The sequence below is a fragment of the Pontibacter coccineus genome (genome assembly GCF_030546575.1).
GTDB lineage: Bacteria > Bacteroidota > Bacteroidia > Cytophagales > Hymenobacteraceae > Pontibacter > Pontibacter coccineus.
Map to the genome: position 1 here is coordinate 44,049 of NZ_JAUOTN010000003.1, position 17,826 is coordinate 61,874.

The following is a 17,826-nucleotide window of genomic DNA, read 5'->3' on the forward strand; positions in this document are numbered from 1 at the left end:
GAGGATCTGACGACGATCATCATGAAAAGAAACTTACACAAACTGCTGATCATTATGCTTTGGGTGATGGCAGGCCCGGTGCTTGGTGCTGACCCCGACCTGCTGAAGGGCGCCAATGCCATCATCAATCAGGAAGAGAAGGTATTTACGGTGCACTCGCCTAGCAAAGGCACCACCCATGTCAAGCGGGTGGTGACCATCTACAATGAACACGGAAATGACCACGCCAAGCTGTATGTGCATCACGATAAGCTGAACAAGGTCGACTTTATCAAGGGAACCAGTTATGACGGGAACGGGAAGAAAATCAAGAGCCTGAAAAACAGTGAGATCAGAAACGTGAGTGCGTCAAGTGCTGACAATGAGGTGCTGGATAACCGCGTTATGATCGCTGAGCTGACCCACCGGGTATACCCTTACAAAGTGGAGTTTGAGTACCAGACCACGACCAGCAACATGCTCTTCTACCCGAACTGGGTGCCGCTCAACAGCAGCAAAACCTCTGTGGCCAAGGCCTCTTTTCAGGTGATGATGCCAAAGGGGATGAAGTTGCGCTACCGCGAAAGCAACCTGGCTGAGAAAGTTAAGCAGTGGTCTACTACCACGCACGACATGTATAGCTGGGAAATCAGCAACCTGACCCCGGTGGAAAGCGAGCCTTATGCCCCCAGTATGCTGGAGCTGCTGCCGATGGTTCGCACGGCTCCTTCCGATTTTGAAGTACAGGGCTACAAGGGCAACATGGATTCCTGGGAAGCCTACGGAAAGTGGATCAACCAGTTGAACCAGGGGCGCGACGTATTGCCCGAAGCCACAAAAGCCAAACTGCAGGCCATGGTGGCCGGTATTGACGACCCGGTGGAGAAGATCAACAAGGTATACCAGTACCTGCAATCGAACACGCGCTATGTTTCCATTCAGTTGGGGCTGGGTGGGTGGCAGCCTTTCGAGGCCAGCTTTGTCGACTCCAAAGGCTACGGCGACTGTAAGGCGCTTACCAACTACACCAAAGCCATGCTGCAGGCGGTTGGCATTCCCTCCATATATGCCCTTGTGAATGGGGGAAGCGATGAACGGGAGGTGCTCACCGATTTTCCGAGCAGTCAGTTTAACCACGTGATCCTGAGTGTGCCGATGAAGCAGGATACGCTTTGGCTGGAGTGTACGAGCCAGTTTGAGTCCGCCGGTTTCTCTGGCAGCTTTACAGGTGATCGTCATGCCTTGCTCATCACACCCGAAGGCGGCAAGCTGGTGAAAACCCAGGAATACACAGCCAAGGACAATGTGCAGAGCCGCCTGGCTACTGTGAAGCTGGACGAGAGCGGAAATGCCGTGGCGCAGGTTCAGACAAGGTATACAGGTATAGAACACGAAGATCACCGTGACGTCATTCACAACCTGTCGCCGGAGGAGCAGCGCAAGTGGTTGTACCGCAACATCAGTATCCCGGCCTTCGATGTGAAGAGCTATTCCTTCAATCTGAAAAAAGGGCGCATGCCGGAAGTAAACGAAAAGCTGGAGCTCAGCCTGCGCCAGTTCGTGACGATAAGCGGAAAACGCATGTTTTTGACGCCTAATCTGATGAACCGCTGGAACACGGTGCCCCAAAACACAGGCAAACGCAAGTATGAGGTCGTGCGCTCGAGTGCTTACACCAACGTGGACACGATCATCTATGAGATGCCCGCCGGTTTTGCGCTGGAGTTTAAGCCAAACGATTTTTCCTTCAGCACCGCATTTGGAAAGTTTGAGTCAAAAGTAACGATTGACGGACGCCAGGTTACTTATATCAGAACCTTGCAGATGGATAAAGGCCGCTACAAGCCCGAGGTATACGCTGCGATGGTGGCGTTTATGAACGATGTCTACAAAGCAGATCAGCAGCAAGTGGTGTTCGTGAAGAGCATAAAGTAAATTGCTCGAATGGACTTAAACGCAGCCCCGCTGAAAATTTTTTCGGTGGGGCTGCGTCTTTTCAATAGGCTCCCCGTCATCAAGGTGAAACAAGACCAGAATCACCTTAAAAAGACAAAGCCATGAAAAGATTTCACGTAAATGTGCGCGTTAAAAACCTGCACGAATCGCTTGCCTTCTACACAGCCCTGTTCGGAGCGGAGCCTACGGTTGTAAAAGGAGATTACGCCAAGTGGATGCTGGATGATCCGCGTATCAACTTCGCCATCTCGCTGCACCCCGAAAACGCAGGTATAGAACATTTAGGTATACAGGCCGAAAGCGAGGAGGAGTTAGCAGAAGTATACGGCCGTTTGAAGAGGGCCAAGGGCGCCATTCGGGAAGAGGGAAAATGCACCTGCTGCTACGCCAAGTCCGAAAAGTCGTGGATTACGGATCCGCAGGGAGTGGACTGGGAGGCCTTTTATACCTTCGGCGAATCCACCGTGTACGGCGAAGGTATGAATACCCGCCCTGCCGCCAGCCAAGTAACTGTCCTTTAGTGCAAAATAAAACTACAAACCCCGGCCAGGGCAGGTATACGCTATACCTGCCCTGGCCGGGGTTATTGCAGCGTTCCCGGAAGCAACTCCGAGTTTGTCTCTTCTGCTTTTTTCAACGTAAATTGATACTCGAATTCACCTGCTTGTCACCATTACATTCTTCGAGCCATGGAAAATAAAAGCTGCCATACCTGTACGGGCACCCAGGTCATCGCCCCGGTAGATACATGCGCTGCCGTAGCGCCCCTATACCTGGAGTACGAGGCCAAGCTCAGGAGCTTTGTGCTGAAGCGTGTGAAAGATAAAGAGGAGTCAAACGACATTTTGCAACAGTTGTATGTGAAACTCTACAAACACTGCGAACAGCTGCAGGATGTGCGCAACCTAAATGCCTGGCTCTACCAGATAGCCCGCAATGCCGTGTACGATTACTACCGTGAGCAAGGCCGCAACATACCTATAGAAGACGAAAGCAAGCTGGAAGAGAAGCTTCAGCAGAATTCCGAACATCAGGATTCCGAAAGTCTGGTGCTGCCACTCATCAACATGCTCCCAGTAGAGTATGCTGAACCATTGCGCCTGAGCGAAATTGAAGGCATCAGCCAGAAGGAAATCGCGGAACGTTTAGGTATGTCCTATTCCGGAGCCAAGTCGCGGGTGCAGCGCGGCCGGGAGAAATTGAAAGAACTGTTTCTGGAATGCTGCCATCTGGAACTTGACCGAAAAGGCGCCCTGGTAAGCGCTATTGCAAAAGAAAGTTGCAAGCCCTTGCAGGTACAGTTAAAAGGTGAGTTGGGGTTTTAGTCACTGCTGTTATATCATTGGCTTTTCTCCTGTGCAGCGGGTAAGTGATATAGGTGCTGCCCGTTGCAGGTATAGCAACTTACTTGTTTTATAGCTTGCCCTGCCGGGCGGGCCCTACTTTTTTCCTTGATGAAAAAAGTAGGCAAAAAAATCAAGACGCTCCAAACTCGCTGAACGCTCGAACAGTGGAGCGCCGTAAAGTGCACCGGGCTAAAGCCTTCTGTTTCATAGCTCAGGGGTAAGTTACTCTTTCAATGCGTGCCAGTGGTGTGTGACAGGAGCAATGAAGCTTATACTTTAGAAATAACAGTTCCAGATTCCCCGCCTTAGAAAAGGAGGGGCGGGAGTGGTTGGACCCGGTACCACAAAGGAACGGCTGTAACTAAAGGAGTATAACTATAAACTAGCAGTGGCTAATTCCCCTCTCGGGAGGGGCAGGGGTGGGTTAATCACGCGTAGGTAAGCCACAGCGAAGAAGCCTATACCTGTAAAGTAGTAAGTACAGACTCCCCGCCCGGGGGTAAGGGCCCTCTAAAAAGAAAGGGGTAGTGGTGTGTTATAGCAACCGATTAACCTCCCTTCAACCAAGATCCTTTCAGGATGACAGAATGGAAAGCAGCAGCAGAAAGTCCCCCATGGGGGTAGGGGCCCTCGACAAAGAAGGGGGCAGGGGGATGTCAATCATGCACCAGAATCCTGCTATTCCCTACGGGTAGGGGGCCTCTCTAATCCTGATAAGCTATACTTTCAAAACCTATACCTTGTCTGCACTCTTATATCTGATCTTCTCGCCCCTTCAATCAGTTCCAAACCCGAACCGATGGTGCGCTGGTTTCTATAATGCGTCAGGCTATATTTCATCCATACATCCATGCGGCGCATCGGCCGGAGTTGCAGCAGGGCATACAAGCGCGTGCCTCTTCCGCTGAAAGCAGGTATGGAAAAGGCGTAAAGCACATCCCGCTCGAAGGCATACTGCCGGGTCTCATAATCGTCGGTGTCGAAGATGGCGTAACGGGTGCTCAGGCGTACTTTGTTGAAATTGAAGTTGATGTCCTGAGAAATGTAGTATCCTGTGGTTTGCGGCGACTCCAACTCGAAGCTGCTGAACTGCACACGGGAGCGCAGGTTTACAACGGGTGTCGGCGTGAATTCATAATACAGCAGGTAATTTTTGCGGTTAGCCTGCCCCACATAATCGATGCTGGTGCTGTTGTCGGCGACGTTGCGGCCTTTGCTTTCGGCGCGGAACTGAGCGTACAACGAGCTTTGTCGACTGGGTCTGAAGTAGAGCCGCAGCATGTACTCGTCGCCCTGCGAAGGCGCATCCACGCGGTAGCGCAGCCATGGAAACCAGAAGCGGTCGTAATACGCCGTGAGCTCCCACTTCGGGAAAGGTTTGATCTTGATGCCGGTATAAAATCCCTGCTCGTTGATGTTGCGCGTGCCCTCGCCAAAGGCGTTGCCATAAAAGGTATGGAAATCGCGGGCGTAGTAGCGGTAGAGCATGGCCAGTTCCACTTTGTTGGAGAGGTTGGCCGTCAGACCGTTCACTGTGCCCAGTCCGCCGCTTTTAGAGATGGCCGTTTCGCCGAACAGGTATACGTTCTGCCAGGTGTAGGCGTAGTTGGTGCCGATGTTGTAATTGCTCGTGCCGCCAAACTCAAAGCGCTGGTAGGGGAGCCCCGCCTTCTGGATAGGGGCACTGAAGTTAGTCGTCATGGCGGTTACACCTGCCAGCAGGGTGCGGTTACGGCTCTGGTACGTAGCGTTGCCGCCAGCAATCTGCTCACGGGCCTGCATTTTGTTAGCCAGCTCGGTCGGTGTGCGGTGAAAGCCGGTAGTTTGTATACCAGTAAAGAAATCCCCAAAGCTGTCCAGCGTATCAAGCTGTGTTTGCAGGTTGGCATCCACCCGCTTGCTCGATACAAAGCCCGTCACATCCACGCGGCCCAGGGTATAGGTGGCCGCCGCGCCCCGATAAAAGGCATGCTCCAGGACCGAACTGTAGGGGCGTATACCTACATTGGGCCGACTCACGGTGGTGATGGTCTCGCTACCCTTGCCCACCGTGTAGCCTGACGAAAGCAGCAAACCCTGCCCGAATTGCAGCTGGTAATCGCCCAGCGCAATGGCCTTGAACTTCCCTTTGTTGTAGAGCTGCAGATGCGCCGAGTAAAAGTCGAAACCGTAGCGGCGGGTGTCGGGATCCCAGGTGAACTGCTCGCCCGCGTCTTTTTCGGCGGTAAAGCCTAGGCTGTAGTCGCGGGTATGGCTCACGCGGTAGCGCATCAGTACCTTGTCGGGAGAGCCGAGGTAACGTGTAGTCGAGCGGCTGGTGGTGTCGAGGGAGGTATAGCCGCGGCGCTGTTGCAGGGTGCGCTCATAGCGGATGATCAGGACGTTGTTGTCTTCGCCCACGATGCGCTGTAGGAGCGGGCGCTGGTCTGCGCTCATTCCCGCGTCATCCACCCGCACAAAGTAAACCAGTTTGTAAATGGTGATGAGGTCGAAATCAGGTATAGCCTGCAGTTCGTAGATGCTCAGCAAAGGGCCGTTTTCCCGGATGTGACGGAAGAAGGAGGCAATCTGCGGGCGGGACAGGATGTAGAGCGAGGCCAGTTCCTCAGGCGAGGTACGGTTGAGGTCGATGGGCCGCTGGAAATACTGGAACAGCGTTTCGTAGAAGTCTTCGTAAGGCACGTCTTCGTCTTCCTGTTGCGCGAAAAGCTCCTGCACAAACAAGTCAAAATCGAAGGTTTGGCGGGGGTAATCCTGCGCCTGTAGCGGCAGCCAGGAGCATAGTATCATCAAAAGTGCCGCTATACCTTTTCTAATGGGAATCAGCACCGGCAGCACAACTTTAATGTTACCGCCTAGGTTTGTCGCTCTATCTATACCTCTTATCGCGGTAGCAAGTCGAAGTCGCAAGCAGTGAAAACTATCCCTGAAGTTCGTTTCTATACCTTGTCTTGTTTCAACCTGATGAGCTGGAACGTGTTGAATTTCATGGCCGAATCGTGTCGCTGTACCTGGCAATGCGCCAGCTTGCCACAGCTGCAAGTGATGAAGTATGTACTTGAAGCACGATGCTATACCTGGCCTCATAGGCATCTACTTTAGAAAGGTATAGGAAAGTGACAGATGGTGGCTCTGGCCGAGCAGGGTGGTTGAGCCGAAGGCATAATCGGCGAGTAATTGCCGTGCTTTGAAACCGAGCCCGAAAGTAGCGCGATTGGTGAGTGTGCTAAAGCCGGAGCGCAGGGCCACTTTCTCCTGCAAAAGCTGGTACTCTATACCCGCCTTGAAGTTGGCTGGAAAATCAATGTGCTTTTCGGTTTCGGCAAGCAAAAGGAGTTTCTGGTAAGGGCGATAACCGAGGCCAGCTTTCATGATGGTGGGCAGGCGCTCGTCGTCGAAAGCGGCTAATTTAGCCTGGTTGATGTTGTAGGCATAAGCCCCAAAGTAGAAGCCCGTCACAATCTCCGCCTGTCCGCCCACCGAAAGTGCCACCGCCTTGCGACTGCCGTACCCTTCGGCCGCCACCTGCCACAGGTCGGCCTTTACGCCCAAAGTAAACTGCCCCAACTTGTGGCCTATACCCAGCCCCACGTGCTGCTGACTGAACAGTTCATCACCAAATCTACTCAAACTCAGCCCGTAATTGCCATACCTGGCAGTAGGGTATACGGCCTGCAACGCCATGGTCGAAAAAGCCCTTACACCAAAGCGGTTCTCCGCGTAAGCGCCCACTTGCGCTTTCTCCAGACCGGCTATACCTGCCACGTTGTTGTTGAGCGCCCAAAGATCAGGCAGTGTGACGGAGGCATTGCCCAACGCAGCTGCTCGGGCACCCACAGGCACATCGGCCTGCGCCTGTGCGAGGCAAGGCAGTAGGTATAGAAGCAAGAAAATAAGTTTGTTTTGTAGAAGTTGTGCTATCCCATCCGGTCGTTTTTTTATAGCTAAAGTGCTATGTACGAGAGGGTAAGGTGAGAGTTGTCGGAATCTCTATATAGGGCTCCTATCCTAAGGATTTACAGGATTCTCGTGCACGATTGACATCCCCCTGCCCCCTTCAAAGGGGGACTTTCTGCTTTATACCTTTTAATAGGTATAAACTTCGTAGTAAATGTCTAGCTATACCGTGTCAAACCACCCCTGTCCCTCCTTATCCGAGGAGGGGAGTCAGTGATTGCTGCTCCAAGGTATAGCTTCGTTGTTTTTGCGGTTGCACAAACCACTGACAGGTATAGCAAGACTAACTTGAACAGAGCCTACGCAGCAAACAGCGGTGCCAAGTGCACATTTGACGAATTTGTGTTTGAGCGGTCAGCGAGTTTAAAATCGTCTTGACCTTTTGTGTCAAGACAAAAAGTGAGTGCCCGCCGCACAGGCGAAGCTATGAAACAGCTCAGGAGGCTATGCCTGCAACAAGCAGTCGCTAAACCTATACCTATACACGGGGATGTGGACATCCCCGGCAGTTTGCTTTCGGATCTGGAGATCCGAAAGAGCTTTAGATTTTTTTATGCAAGTATGTTAATCCTGAAAACCCAGATTCAGCCAAACAAAAAGGCACTGAGGTTTCCCCCAGCGCCTTTTCTATTGGCATGAAGCTTCAGCTTAGTTTTTCACTTCTACCTTTGCTCTTCTCTTACCGTCTTTCTTCTGGACTTTCACTGATTTCTTACCAGCGGCCAGCTCAGCTTTTGCTTGTTCAACGGCAGCTTTCAGCAGCTCAGTTGAGTTGTCTGCAGCTGCAGCAGTCGTTGCACCAGCTTCGGCAGGGCCTGGGCTATTGGTGTCGACGATGGTCATCTCGTTGATCAGGTTAGAGGCCCCGGCGTACTTGTCCACCATGAACAGCACGTAGTTGGCACTCACGTTGATGCAACGCTTGTAGTCCGGGTCGTACACCAGGTCACCGGTCATCGCTTCCCAGTTGCCGTCGAAGGCCAGACCGATCAGTTCACCGTTACCGTTGATCACCGGAGAACCGGAGTTACCACCTGTGATGTCGTTGTCAGTGATAAAGTTCACGATCAGCTTGCCGTCCTTGTTGGCATAGCGGCCATAGTCTTTCGCTTCGTACAGCTGCTTCAGTTTGGCAGGCACAATAAACTCCTCATTGGTCGGGTCTTCCTTCTGCATCACACCTTCCAGCGTCGTGATCACATCGTAAGTCACACCGTCAGCGGGCTTGTAGTTCTTCACAGAACCATAGCTCAGACGGATCGTTGAGTTTGCATCCGGATAGTATACCTTGTTTGGGTTCATCTCGCGCAGGCCAGCTACGTATAGGCGGTTGGCACGGGCCAGTTTGGCGTTGCTCTCCGCCAGTTTAGGAGAGATGGTCGTCTGATAGTGCTCGATGATGGAGTTCACCAAAGCGAAGGCCGGGTCGTTGGCCAGTTGCTTCTGCGTTGGGTTGTTGAGGAACTGCTCCGTCTTCTGCTTGTTCACCACAAACGAGTTGCTGTATACGTAGTCAGCCATTTTGTTGAAGTCGCCTTTGTACTTGGCCACCAGCTGCTTGAAAGCATCCGGCTGCTGGTCTTTGGCAATGTCCTCGTGGTAGGCTTTCATCATGGCAGCGAACACTTTCTTGTCTGCCGGCATGTAGTAGTCTTTGAAGAAGGCTTCGGCTCTTGGCTTCAGGTCTTCCGCAGCTTTTTTAGCGGCTTCGGCGTTGCCTGATTTTAAGGCATTGTTCAGGGCCGACATACGGTATGCGAACAGAAGTGCTTCTGTGCCCAGCACCGCTTCGTTCAGGTATACGCTGGCCAGGTTGTACTTCTCAATCTCAGCGTAGGCTTCGTTCATGTCATTCAGCGAAGAGCCGTAAAGGGCTTTGCGTTCAGGAGTAGCGTCGGCCCAGGCCTGGAATTTCTTCTCATCAGCCTGCTTGCCTTCTACGGTCTTCATGCGCTTGATGCCGGCATTCTGACCGATCGAGTATTTGTAGTAGTTGGCGGTAGAAGCATGCTTGGAGGCATACTGGATGCGCACGGCATCGCTCTTGTCCATCTCTTCTTTCCAGATGTCCAGCTTCTGCTCGCGCAGCTTAATGCGGGACTCGTTCAGCTGGTTCACATCCAGTTTCAGGCCTTCGGAGGTCATGAAACGCTTGGTACGGCCCGGGAAGCCGAATACCATGGCGAAGTCATCCTGCTCCACGCCGCCGATGTTGATTGGCAGGTGGTGCTTTGGCTTGTAAGGTACGTTGGTGGCAGCGTAATCGGCTGGTTTGCCGTCTGGCGCCATGTATACGCGGAACATCGAGAAGTCGCCTGTGTGACGTGGCCACATCCAGTTGTCGGTGTCACCACCGAATTTGCCTACGGCAGACGGAGGCGTGCCTACCAGACGCACGTCTGTGAAGCGCTCGTACACGAACAGGTAGTATTCGTTTCCGTTGAAGAAATCGCGCACATAAGACACGTAGCGATCATTCTCGCCGGCTTCTTTGGCAATGGCCTGCGCACGTTGCGAGGCAAGCTGCAGACGCTCTTTCTCCGGTGTATTTTTGTCGATGCCTTCCAGCACTTTAGCTGTCACGTCGTCCATGCGCACCAGGATGTCCACGAACAGGCCTTCGTTTGGAAGCTCCTGCTTGCGGTCCATGGCCCAGAAGCCATTGGTCAGGTAATCTTTCTCAGGGGTGGAGTGCGACTGAATCTGGCCGTAACCGCAGTGGTGGTTTGTCAGCAAGAGACCTTCGGCAGAGATGAACTCACCCGTACAAAAGCCGCCAAACTGCACGATGGCGTCTTTCAGGCTGGAGTTGTTCACATTGTAGATTTCTTCGGCAGTCAGCTGCAGGCCTTTTTTCTGCATGTCGGCATGGTTGAGGCGCTTGATCAGCATCGGCAGCCACATACCTTCGTCGGCTTTTGCGAAGGGCACGCAAAGCGAGACTAAAAGAAGGAGTGAAAGGATTCTTTTTAACATGAAATTTTGTTTAGATTAGTTAAACTGTGACAAATTTACCTAAAAAATGCGTTTACTAACAGTTGTTCGGTAAATTAAAACGCAGCAAAATCACACGATGACCTGGCTATTCAAAAAACTACTGCTCGCGCTTCTCTGGGTATACCGCAACATGATCTCGCCTTTGAAGCCCGCCACCTGCCGCTATACACCGTCCTGCTCAACCTATGCTGTGGGAGCAGTGAACAGGTATGGCCCTTTTAAAGGCGGCTGGATGGCGCTCAAGCGGATCGGGCGCTGCCATCCGTGGGGAGGGAGCGGGTATGACCCGGTGCCGTAGCTATCTGTTGATATTTTACTCAGGGCAGTTAAGAGGGGTGTCTCGCTTTCTGGCAGTTAGGAGAGACCACGCAAAGCATCAGTAACCTGCACAATCAGAAGGGGGGACATTAACGCCGCCGCCCTGTTCGTACACCACCTGCGCGCCCAGGTGGCCGGCATAGATCAGGTAGCCTGAGCCCACCAGCATAAGCAGCAGGGTGAGCAGGCGTATTGTCTTCTGGTATACCTTAACAAGGCGGAATGCCAGTAGCAGCTGCAGGGCCACTGCCGTTGTGAAAAGCCAGGCCATGGTGAGAGAGGCTGACTCGTGGCGCTTTAGAATGGTGGGGTCGCAGATTTTACGGGCCACAATGCCCTCGGCCATATCGCCGGTATACACGGCAAGCCAGACGGTGGCACCACCGACAAAAAGCAATAAAGAACCAACCTTCTGCCAGAATACCTCCTGCTCCCCCTTTAAAACAACTGCTACCATTTTGGCCACTGTCGCAAAGAGCAGCAGCGCAATGGGAAAGTGCAGCGTGAGCGGGTGCCAGAGTTCGGTTCGCCAGAGGGTTGGTTCATTCATAAGCGTTAATCCAGAATTTTGACGGCAATGGGGTCCAGGCGATTGCCCACCTTCTCTACCTGTACCTCTACCCGGCCACCTTCCTTCAGGTGATCAAACGGTGCGGTCTCTCCCTGGTGGGTGAGTGTCGTGTTCTCGGTGAAGTAGAGTTCCAGCAGTTTGCCGTCATCCGTCTTCACATAGATCTCGGTTTTTTCTGGTTCTACTTCATGCAACACCCCCTGGTAGGTGCCGGATTCCACTACATCGGTAGTCTGCTCTCCGCATGAGTAGAAGAGGGGCGCTGCTGCTACCAAGGCAGGCAGAATAAGCTTTTTGATGTTCATAGTTTTTGTATATAGTTGAAAATTAGTTTTCCAGTAGTGTCCGTTATTACAGCTTAAACTGAAGCGTCACATAATAGTTGCGGGCATCCGAAGGTATAATGCCCGGCCCCGGGTAGCCCGTGGCACGGCGCGTAAAGTAGCGGTTATCGGTCAGGTTGTTGATGCCCGACTCCAGCGTGAAGCGTTTGTAGGTATAGCTGCCCGACAGGTCCATCACCCAGTAGGCAGGTATTTTGCCAACTACGGCAGTTATATCCATTTGCCCCTTTTCCTTGCCTGTGTTCTCGGCGTCGGTGTACTGGCTCGAGGTATAGGCATACTGGTAGGCCAGTTTGAAGTTGTTACGCTTAAACGAGAGGCCGGTTTTGGCAATGAGTGCCGGAGCCAACTCTACCCGGTTCCCATCATAGGCTTTATTATCGCTTACATACTTTGTGTTCACCAGGGTAATGTTCGAGAAAGCCGAAAGGCTGGAGGGGTGCTCCCGGCCAAGGTATAGCTTCAGCAGATCTGCTTCAACGAAGGTCTCCAATCCAATGTTCCTGGAGAAGTCTCTGTTAGTGCGCAGGAGGAAGATCTGGCTGTTAATCACTTTGTTGCTGATGCCGATCCGGTTGTCGTAAGCAAGGTAAAAAAGACTGGCATCATAGTTCAAAAGGCCGCTGATGTTGCCCCTGATCCCTAAGTCGGCGTTGTAACCGGTTTCGTCCTGTAGGTTCTGGTCCACGAGCTGGTTTGGGTTGACAATGCGCATGTCGTTGAAGTTGATGGCGCGGTAGTTCTGGGATAGATTTCCGTATACCTCCATCTGCTCGGATGGTTTATAGCTCAGTCCCACCCCGAGCAGCAGCACATTGCGCGTGTTTTCGCGTGCTTCCGGAATCACTGCATCGTAGATGATATTGCCTGCCTGGTCGGCTTTCACATCACGGTAGCTGCCATCGGCATTGGTGTTGATCCACTCGTAGCGTATACCTGGCGTTACACTGAATTTCGGTGTGATATTAAAGATGTTTTCGGCAAACAGGGCTGCGTTGCGGCTCAGGTAATCGTAGTCAGAAACATTGGGCGCGCCTGTTTCCGAGTAAAACCGGAAATCTGCCTCGGAGCCTGTAGACCCATCGCCCTGCTGCTGATCGGTAAAGCCGCGGTAGTAGCGGGCGCCTACCAGTAAGGTTGAGAAAGTCTTACCCAGGTCGTAGCGATGGATCAGCCGCGTCTCGTTACCGAAATTCCTGAATTGATCCTGTAAAAGTGTGCGGGGTTGCATGGTGTCGTCCAGGCGGTTGATCTTGCCCATGTAGCCCAACGCATCGCGCTGGGCCAGCAGCCCGAAGTTGCGCACATTGATCTTCGTGCGATCGCTTAAGCGGTAATCCATGGTCAGGGCCAGCAGGTTCCACTTCACTTTAAACCAGTTGCGATCGCGCAGCGACTGGCGCGCATCCTGGTTAAAGGCAGCGTCTGTCAGTCCACCCGGCTGTTGGGCGACGTAGTCCATATAGGTATAGTCGAAGCCAAGCTCCAGCCTGCTGTTGGGTTTGTAATGCACCGAGCCAAAGGCCGTATGGGCATCAAAGCCAGCGTTTTCGCGCCAGCCGTCGCCGCGCTTGTACTGGTAGAAGCCGTAGTAGTGGAGCTTGCCCTTGGTGCCGCCAATGCTGTTGAAGGTATTCAGGAAACCCCATGAGCCCACGGTCTGACGACTGGTCAGTTCAAACGGCTTATCCTCCGGTCCTTCCTTCATCACAAAATTGATCATGCCACCGAACTGCGTACCGTACTGCAGCGACGCCGCGCCGCGCACTACTTCGATGCGGTCCAGTGCCTCGGTGGGTGGGGTGTAGTAGCTTTCGGGGTAGCCCAGAGCGTCGGCCGAAATATCGTAGCCGTTTTGGCGGGTATTGAAGTTGGAGGTGCGGTTCGGGCTCAGGCCACGTCCGCCTATACCTAACTGCAGGCCGGCGCCGTCGCTTTCCCAAATATTAAGGCCGGCCACTTTGGCAAATACCTGGCGGCTGTTGTTGGTGGCCTTGTTGGCGGTGATATCATTCAGCACCACAACCTCGCTTTTCTTGCCCTCATAGATAGCGGTACCTTCTACAGAGTTGAGGCGGGTGATGCCGAAGGTTTTCTCCCGCTCCCCCTTCACGTTTACTTCCCGCAGTTTTCCCTCCAGCGGTTTTAATTCGAATTGTACGGTGGCATTGGCGCCACTGATCGTAACCTGCTGCGTCTGACTACCCAGCCCGATGCTGTAGGCGGTCAGGGTATAGGTGCCGGCCGGGAGGTTCTTAATTAAATAATTACCCTTGGCATCGGCCTTTGTGATACTGCCATTGTTTACCAGCAGCACTTCTGCTTCAGGAGCGGCTTGCCCGGTAGTGGCGTTCCTGATCGTGCCGGAAATAGTATAGGTCTGCGCCAGCGTAAGTTGCAGGCAGCCTAGCAGAAATAAGATAGAGAATATAGTGCGCATTTTATTTTATCTGCCCCACAGTTTCTGACTGCAGTGCGTTAGATTCAAAAGGTAAGATCCAGTGCTTGTGCCGGAAGTTATCCGTAGCAGTGGCCAGGTTAAAATTCGGGTCGATCAGTAGGCGGCTTCCCCGGCCGTTCATGGTGACATAGGCCTCGGCGCGAACCTCCGGGTTTGCTATACCTTTGGCCTTAAAATCGTCGCGCAGCATGTGGGCAAACTGCAGGAGCATGTCGGGTTGCGTGGCCATCATCTTTTCCTGGTTCACGGTCAGGTAGTCGAGGTTGTGGATCTCTGTCTCGCGCCCGGTTCTTGGGTCCCGCACATAAAAGAAAGCCGTTCCTGCCTTTTCCATCAGCATCACGCGCCACGAAAAGCGGTAACCCTGCTCGGTCCAGAACAGCTTATCAGGGTATAGCAAAAAGCGCCAGGGCACCAGCACCTGCACCGCAAAGTGCAGCGCCAGCAGGGGGAGCAGTATACCTTGCGCCGGTCTGGAGGCAGGTGCGAAAGCCTTTCTTTGTGGCACCTTCACCCTGGCTATACCCCGGAGTGCATGCAGGATTCTTTCGTGGAAGCCGGCAGAGAAGAAGATCAGCGTACTCAGCATCATGATGTAGGGGAACATGCCGATTTGGAACAGTACCGCCGTGAACACGTGAAACACGACAACCGTGAGGTATGCAAGTGGCCGGCTCTTGCGCCAGTTCAAAAAGAAAGGGATGGTCAGATCGTAGAAGGCGCCGAACCAGCAGAACACGAAGGCCACCCATACCTCGTCGAGCAGCGGGCCGATGAGCGGCAGGTGGGTGTGGGCCGGCAGCCAGTAGCGGAGCGGCATGGCCTCCAACAGCCAGTCGGCATTCAGCTTGGCCAAGCCGGCATAAAAGTACACGAGCCCAAGTTGCAGCTGAAAGATCAGGATGGTCCAGCGCGGCACCTGGCTGACCCACAGGTATGGCCTGCGCAGCACATCCAGTGAGAAGTGGCGGTGCGCCGGCACCAGGATCATCAGCAGCGCCACAATGCTCACAAAGTAGTAGTGGTTGAGGTAATTGGTTTTGTCGATCAGCTCGACATAAGTAAAACTGAGAAAGAAGAGGGTCGCCGACCAGCGGTAGAACAGCCCCAGCATAATCCCCAGCGCTGAAAGAGCCATTAGGCCAAACACGGCATACATGCCCGTTTCGCCTAATGGCTTCACCCATTCAAATCCATAAAAAGGGAAGTATACTTTGGGCGCCACATACAGGTCGTGCACCCATCCCTTGGCCATAAAGCGAACAATACTGCCCAGCATCATCCCACCAAAGATGATGCGGAAAACTGCCAGCGGCGCGGCAGAAACTGGAGCGGTAAGCCCGGCTTTCAGGTCTTGAAGCATACTTCGGTGCGGTTGATTAGTCGCCGTCGTTGTCTGTGTAGGTAATGGTCACACCCAGCGCGGCAGGCATGTCAGTTTTGGTCAGCACGATGAGCTGCTGCAGTTCGTCGTATACCTTGGTCACGGCCTGCGGATTGCTGCTGACCGCCTGCGAAAGCGGTGCTGGCACAGCAGCCACTGCAGCCAGAACAGCATCAAACTGCTGGATGATGGCCGTCGACAAATTCTTATCAGCATACTTAGCGCCCACGTGGTCCAGGTAGTCATCCAGGCCCGGGCCGTTGGCACCAGAAGCCGACTGCCCCATGAAGGTTGCTTTCAGGGCTTTGAGGTTGCGCTCCAGCAAGGCGAGCGAGGTGTTGCTGTAATAAGCCTCCACTCTGTCCGGAACAGGATTTCCTGCCGAGAACCTGCCCGATGGAATGCCCACCTTGGCACGTTTGGTCAGGTCCACCTCAAAGTTGAACTGGTTGACCAGATTGCCGATGGAGCTGCCCACGGCTGTTCCTCCTGTCTCTTTGAAGCTCTTGGCTGTGTTGCCCGATGTCCAGGCGTTATGGGTGGCATCTGCCGCCTCCTTGATCAGGTTCGTAATCTCCTGCAGGTACTTTTTGCGGTTGGCGGCGTTTGCTGCGGTTGTATACCTCTCCAGCACTGCTGCCTCAGTTGCCTGCCCGTATAGCAGGTAGTCAATGGCCGGAAAACCTTTGGCCGACATATTGGCTGTCGTCTGCAGGTTGTAGTTGCCACTGCTGATATTGTTCTCTACCTGGCTGGTGGTGGTGGGGTAAATGTTGAGGTTGCTGCGCAGCAGCAGTTCATCAGCCGGACCAAATTCATAGGTGCTCACATCCTGCCAGGCCAGGTAGGCCTCCTGATACTCTTTTCGGGCACCGGCAAGTGTCGAGGCGGTAGGGCCCGTAGTAAACGCCGCAACGGCAGTCGCCATCTCGCCTGCCTCTGTCTTGAATTTCTGGTAACCCGGAATGATCAGGTTATCGGCGTAGTTCGCGAGCATGGCCTGGCGGTCGTACTCCGACTGTGGGCCGGAGTCGCCGTCGTTGGAGCCGCAGCCGGAAAGCATGGCCAGGCAAGCCAGCGCAGCAGCGAAGGTATAGTTTTTGAGTGCGGTCATAGTATAATAGTGCAAGCAGCAACAGCTACAGCGACCGGAGAAGCTGTAGCTGTTGCTATGGTTAATAGTTATGTGTCTTCAGGCAAAGCACGCGCTAAAGCTGGGATTTGATGCTATCCATGCCGTAAGCTGCGCTGATGATGTTGATGGCTGCGTTTATGTCGGCAGCTGTCGTATCATAGAAGTTAGTTCCCAGCTTGGCCATGGCCTCCTGGTGCTGTGCATCGGTGATCTTGCGGTCAGATTTAAACTTCAGGCTCATCATAAAGCCCATAGCCTCCGACAGGTAATGGCTCTTTTTAGCCTGGTCTGCCAGGTTTGCCTTGGCCTGATTCAGCTCCAGTATGGCGGAGGCTGCTACCAGTTTTTCCCACTCCGTGCGGATGGTGGCAACCGCCTCATCCTTTCCCTTCATGTCCTTTGCGGAAATGGCGGCACGGCCTTTCAGGAAAGCATCCATCATGGCTTTGTTGGTGCCTGTGCTTGGGTTCACCTTGTTGCTGTAGCTGGCCCAGAATTTCAGGTTGTTCAGGTTGGCTGGGAAGTCCACGGGAGCGCCAAAGTAACCGAAGGCCTCATCGAAGTGGTGCTCCATTTTAGTGCCTTCGCCTGGTGTAATCGTGGTGTTGTCTACTGCAGCGCCTGTTTTGGCTTCAGTCAGGTATGACTCTACCGCCTGGAAATAAAACACGGCGCCCATCAAACCCTTTTGAATGATCTGAGCAGGTTCCACCCCATTTGCATCCACTAAATATTTCGTTCCATCCGCGGTGGTCAACAAACCGGCTTTCCCTTTCAGGGCCGGAGTGCCGGCAGAAAGACTGGCATTGGCGGCTGCGTCGAAATAGCTTTCAAACAGGGATTGAGCCGATACGATTGTCTTGTCCTTCAGTTGCTTGCCGGATGTGTTCAGCTTGGCCTCAGCAAAAGGGGCGTTCGCATTGGCATACATGTTCTTCATCTTCTGGGCATCCAGCAAAGTGCCTTTGTTACCTGTCTTCACATAAGCGTCTAACTCTGTTAGCATGCTTATGCGGTCAGTCTGGCCCGAATAGTTCACATTCTCGAAATTATAAGCCTGTGGAACAGTGTAAGAAGGAGAGTCGTCTTTATCCTCGGAGCAGGAAGAGAAAAGAGAGCAAGCCGCCAGGCCCGCTATAGTGAGCAGTTTGGAGTTTAGTTTAAGGAGCATAGGTTATTAGTATTCTTATTTAGACTAATTATAAATATGCTGCAAATCTAATGGAAGGAGAGTAACCAGGCAATATTTATTTAAAATAATTCTAAATAATATTGATTTGTAGTTTACTTGGTTGGGCGGCTGCAAATAAGTTCGGCCATTTTATAGGTAATTGGGTGGCGCTGGAATGGACTGAGCGCTTCCACCCGCGGGGTGGGA

The 17,826-nt window shown here is 53.0% G+C and carries 13 protein-coding genes; 4 read left to right on the top strand and 9 right to left on the bottom strand.

Annotation, left to right across the window (positions count from 1 at the left end; all coding sequences use genetic code 11):
• Positions 1-21: 21 nt before the first annotated feature.
• The 3 genes from Q4E40_RS07475 to sigZ all read left to right on the top strand — a co-directional run bounded on the left by Q4E40_RS07475 (position 22) and on the right by sigZ (position 3,260).
• On the top strand, positions 22-1,914 hold the full coding sequence (locus Q4E40_RS07475) for a DUF3857 domain-containing protein (RefSeq protein WP_303411141.1): 1,893 nt from the start codon (positions 22-24) through the stop codon (positions 1,912-1,914).
• Positions 1,915-2,036: 122 nt separating this feature from the next.
• Positions 2,037-2,456 carry an ArsI/CadI family heavy metal resistance metalloenzyme gene (locus tag Q4E40_RS07480; RefSeq protein ID WP_303411142.1) on the top strand — a complete coding sequence of 140 codons (420 nt, stop codon included), beginning with the start codon at positions 2,037-2,039 and terminating at the stop codon, positions 2,454-2,456.
• Positions 2,457-2,624: 168 nt separating this feature from the next.
• Complete coding sequence (sigZ, locus tag Q4E40_RS07485) at positions 2,625-3,260, top strand: RNA polymerase sigma factor SigZ (RefSeq protein ID WP_303411143.1); 636 nt, start codon at positions 2,625-2,627, stop codon at positions 3,258-3,260.
• A 747-nt stretch (positions 3,261-4,007) separates the two neighbouring features.
• Here sigZ and Q4E40_RS07490 read toward each other — a convergent pair.
• From Q4E40_RS07490 to Q4E40_RS07500, 3 genes are all read right to left on the bottom strand, one after another.
• Positions 4,008-6,071, bottom strand: coding sequence for a ComEA family DNA-binding protein (locus tag Q4E40_RS07490; protein WP_303411855.1), 2,064 nt, complete (start codon positions 6,069-6,071; stop codon positions 4,008-4,010).
• Positions 6,072-6,374: 303 nt separating this feature from the next.
• A complete protein-coding gene (locus Q4E40_RS07495; protein ID WP_303411144.1) occupies positions 6,375-7,169 on the bottom strand; it encodes a PorV/PorQ family protein in 795 nt (264 codons plus the stop codon).
• Between the two features lie 717 nt (positions 7,170-7,886).
• On the bottom strand, positions 7,887-10,214 hold the full coding sequence (locus tag Q4E40_RS07500) for a S46 family peptidase (RefSeq protein WP_303411145.1): 2,328 nt from the start codon (positions 10,212-10,214) through the stop codon (positions 7,887-7,889).
• 97 nt (positions 10,215-10,311) lie between these two features.
• On the opposite strand from Q4E40_RS07500, the gene yidD reads away from it, so the two are divergent.
• Complete coding sequence (gene yidD / locus Q4E40_RS07505; RefSeq protein WP_303411146.1) at positions 10,312-10,533, top strand: membrane protein insertion efficiency factor YidD; 222 nt, start codon at positions 10,312-10,314, stop codon at positions 10,531-10,533.
• A gap of 78 nt (positions 10,534-10,611) precedes the next feature.
• Here the strand turns inward: yidD and Q4E40_RS07510 are convergent, their stop codons facing one another.
• The 6 genes from Q4E40_RS07510 to Q4E40_RS07535 all read right to left on the bottom strand — a co-directional run bounded on the left by Q4E40_RS07510 (position 10,612) and on the right by Q4E40_RS07535 (position 17,619).
• Positions 10,612-11,103, bottom strand: coding sequence for a DUF2231 domain-containing protein (locus Q4E40_RS07510; RefSeq protein ID WP_303411147.1), 492 nt, complete (start codon positions 11,101-11,103; stop codon positions 10,612-10,614).
• A 5-nt stretch (positions 11,104-11,108) separates the two neighbouring features.
• Positions 11,109-11,429 (bottom strand): hypothetical protein, encoded by a 321-nt coding sequence (locus tag Q4E40_RS07515; protein ID WP_303411148.1) that lies wholly within the window; start codon positions 11,427-11,429, stop codon positions 11,109-11,111.
• A 46-nt stretch (positions 11,430-11,475) separates the two neighbouring features.
• Positions 11,476-13,908, bottom strand: a complete 2,433-nt coding sequence (locus tag Q4E40_RS07520; protein WP_303411149.1) for a TonB-dependent receptor — start codon at positions 13,906-13,908, stop codon at positions 11,476-11,478.
• A gap of 1 nt (position 13,909) precedes the next feature.
• Entirely contained in the window at positions 13,910-15,292 is a 1,383-nt protein-coding gene (locus tag Q4E40_RS07525; protein WP_303411151.1) for an HTTM domain-containing protein, read from the bottom strand.
• Positions 15,293-15,308: 16 nt separating this feature from the next.
• On the bottom strand, positions 15,309-16,427 hold the full coding sequence (locus Q4E40_RS07530; protein ID WP_303411154.1) for an imelysin family protein: 1,119 nt from the start codon (positions 16,425-16,427) through the stop codon (positions 15,309-15,311).
• 94 nt (positions 16,428-16,521) lie between these two features.
• A complete protein-coding gene (locus Q4E40_RS07535; RefSeq protein WP_303411156.1) occupies positions 16,522-17,619 on the bottom strand; it encodes a DUF4856 domain-containing protein in 1,098 nt (365 codons plus the stop codon).
• Positions 17,620-17,826 lie beyond the last annotated feature (207 nt).

Excerpts from the sequence above, each read along its gene's own strand:
- Q4E40_RS07475 (WP_303411141.1), top strand. The coding sequence starts at position 22 with ATGAAAAGAAACTTACACAAACTGCTGATCATTATGCTTTGGGTGATG.
- Q4E40_RS07480 (WP_303411142.1), top strand. The coding sequence starts at position 2,037 with ATGAAAAGATTTCACGTAAATGTGCGCGTTAAAAACCTGCACGAATCG.
- sigZ (WP_303411143.1), top strand. The coding sequence starts at position 2,625 with ATGGAAAATAAAAGCTGCCATACCTGTACGGGCACCCAGGTCATCGCC.
- Q4E40_RS07490 (WP_303411855.1), bottom strand. The coding sequence starts at position 6,071 with ATGATACTATGCTCCTGGCTGCCGCTACAGGCGCAGGATTACCCCCGC.
- Q4E40_RS07500 (WP_303411145.1), bottom strand. The coding sequence starts at position 10,214 with ATGTTAAAAAGAATCCTTTCACTCCTTCTTTTAGTCTCGCTTTGCGTG.
- yidD (WP_303411146.1), top strand. The coding sequence starts at position 10,312 with ATGACCTGGCTATTCAAAAAACTACTGCTCGCGCTTCTCTGGGTATAC.
- Q4E40_RS07510 (WP_303411147.1), bottom strand. The coding sequence starts at position 11,103 with ATGAATGAACCAACCCTCTGGCGAACCGAACTCTGGCACCCGCTCACG.
- Q4E40_RS07515 (WP_303411148.1), bottom strand. The coding sequence starts at position 11,429 with ATGAACATCAAAAAGCTTATTCTGCCTGCCTTGGTAGCAGCAGCGCCC.
- Q4E40_RS07520 (WP_303411149.1), bottom strand. The coding sequence starts at position 13,908 with ATGCGCACTATATTCTCTATCTTATTTCTGCTAGGCTGCCTGCAACTT.
- Q4E40_RS07525 (WP_303411151.1), bottom strand. The coding sequence starts at position 15,292 with ATGCTTCAAGACCTGAAAGCCGGGCTTACCGCTCCAGTTTCTGCCGCG.
- Q4E40_RS07530 (WP_303411154.1), bottom strand. The coding sequence starts at position 16,427 with ATGACCGCACTCAAAAACTATACCTTCGCTGCTGCGCTGGCTTGCCTG.
- Q4E40_RS07535 (WP_303411156.1), bottom strand. The coding sequence starts at position 17,619 with ATGCTCCTTAAACTAAACTCCAAACTGCTCACTATAGCGGGCCTGGCG.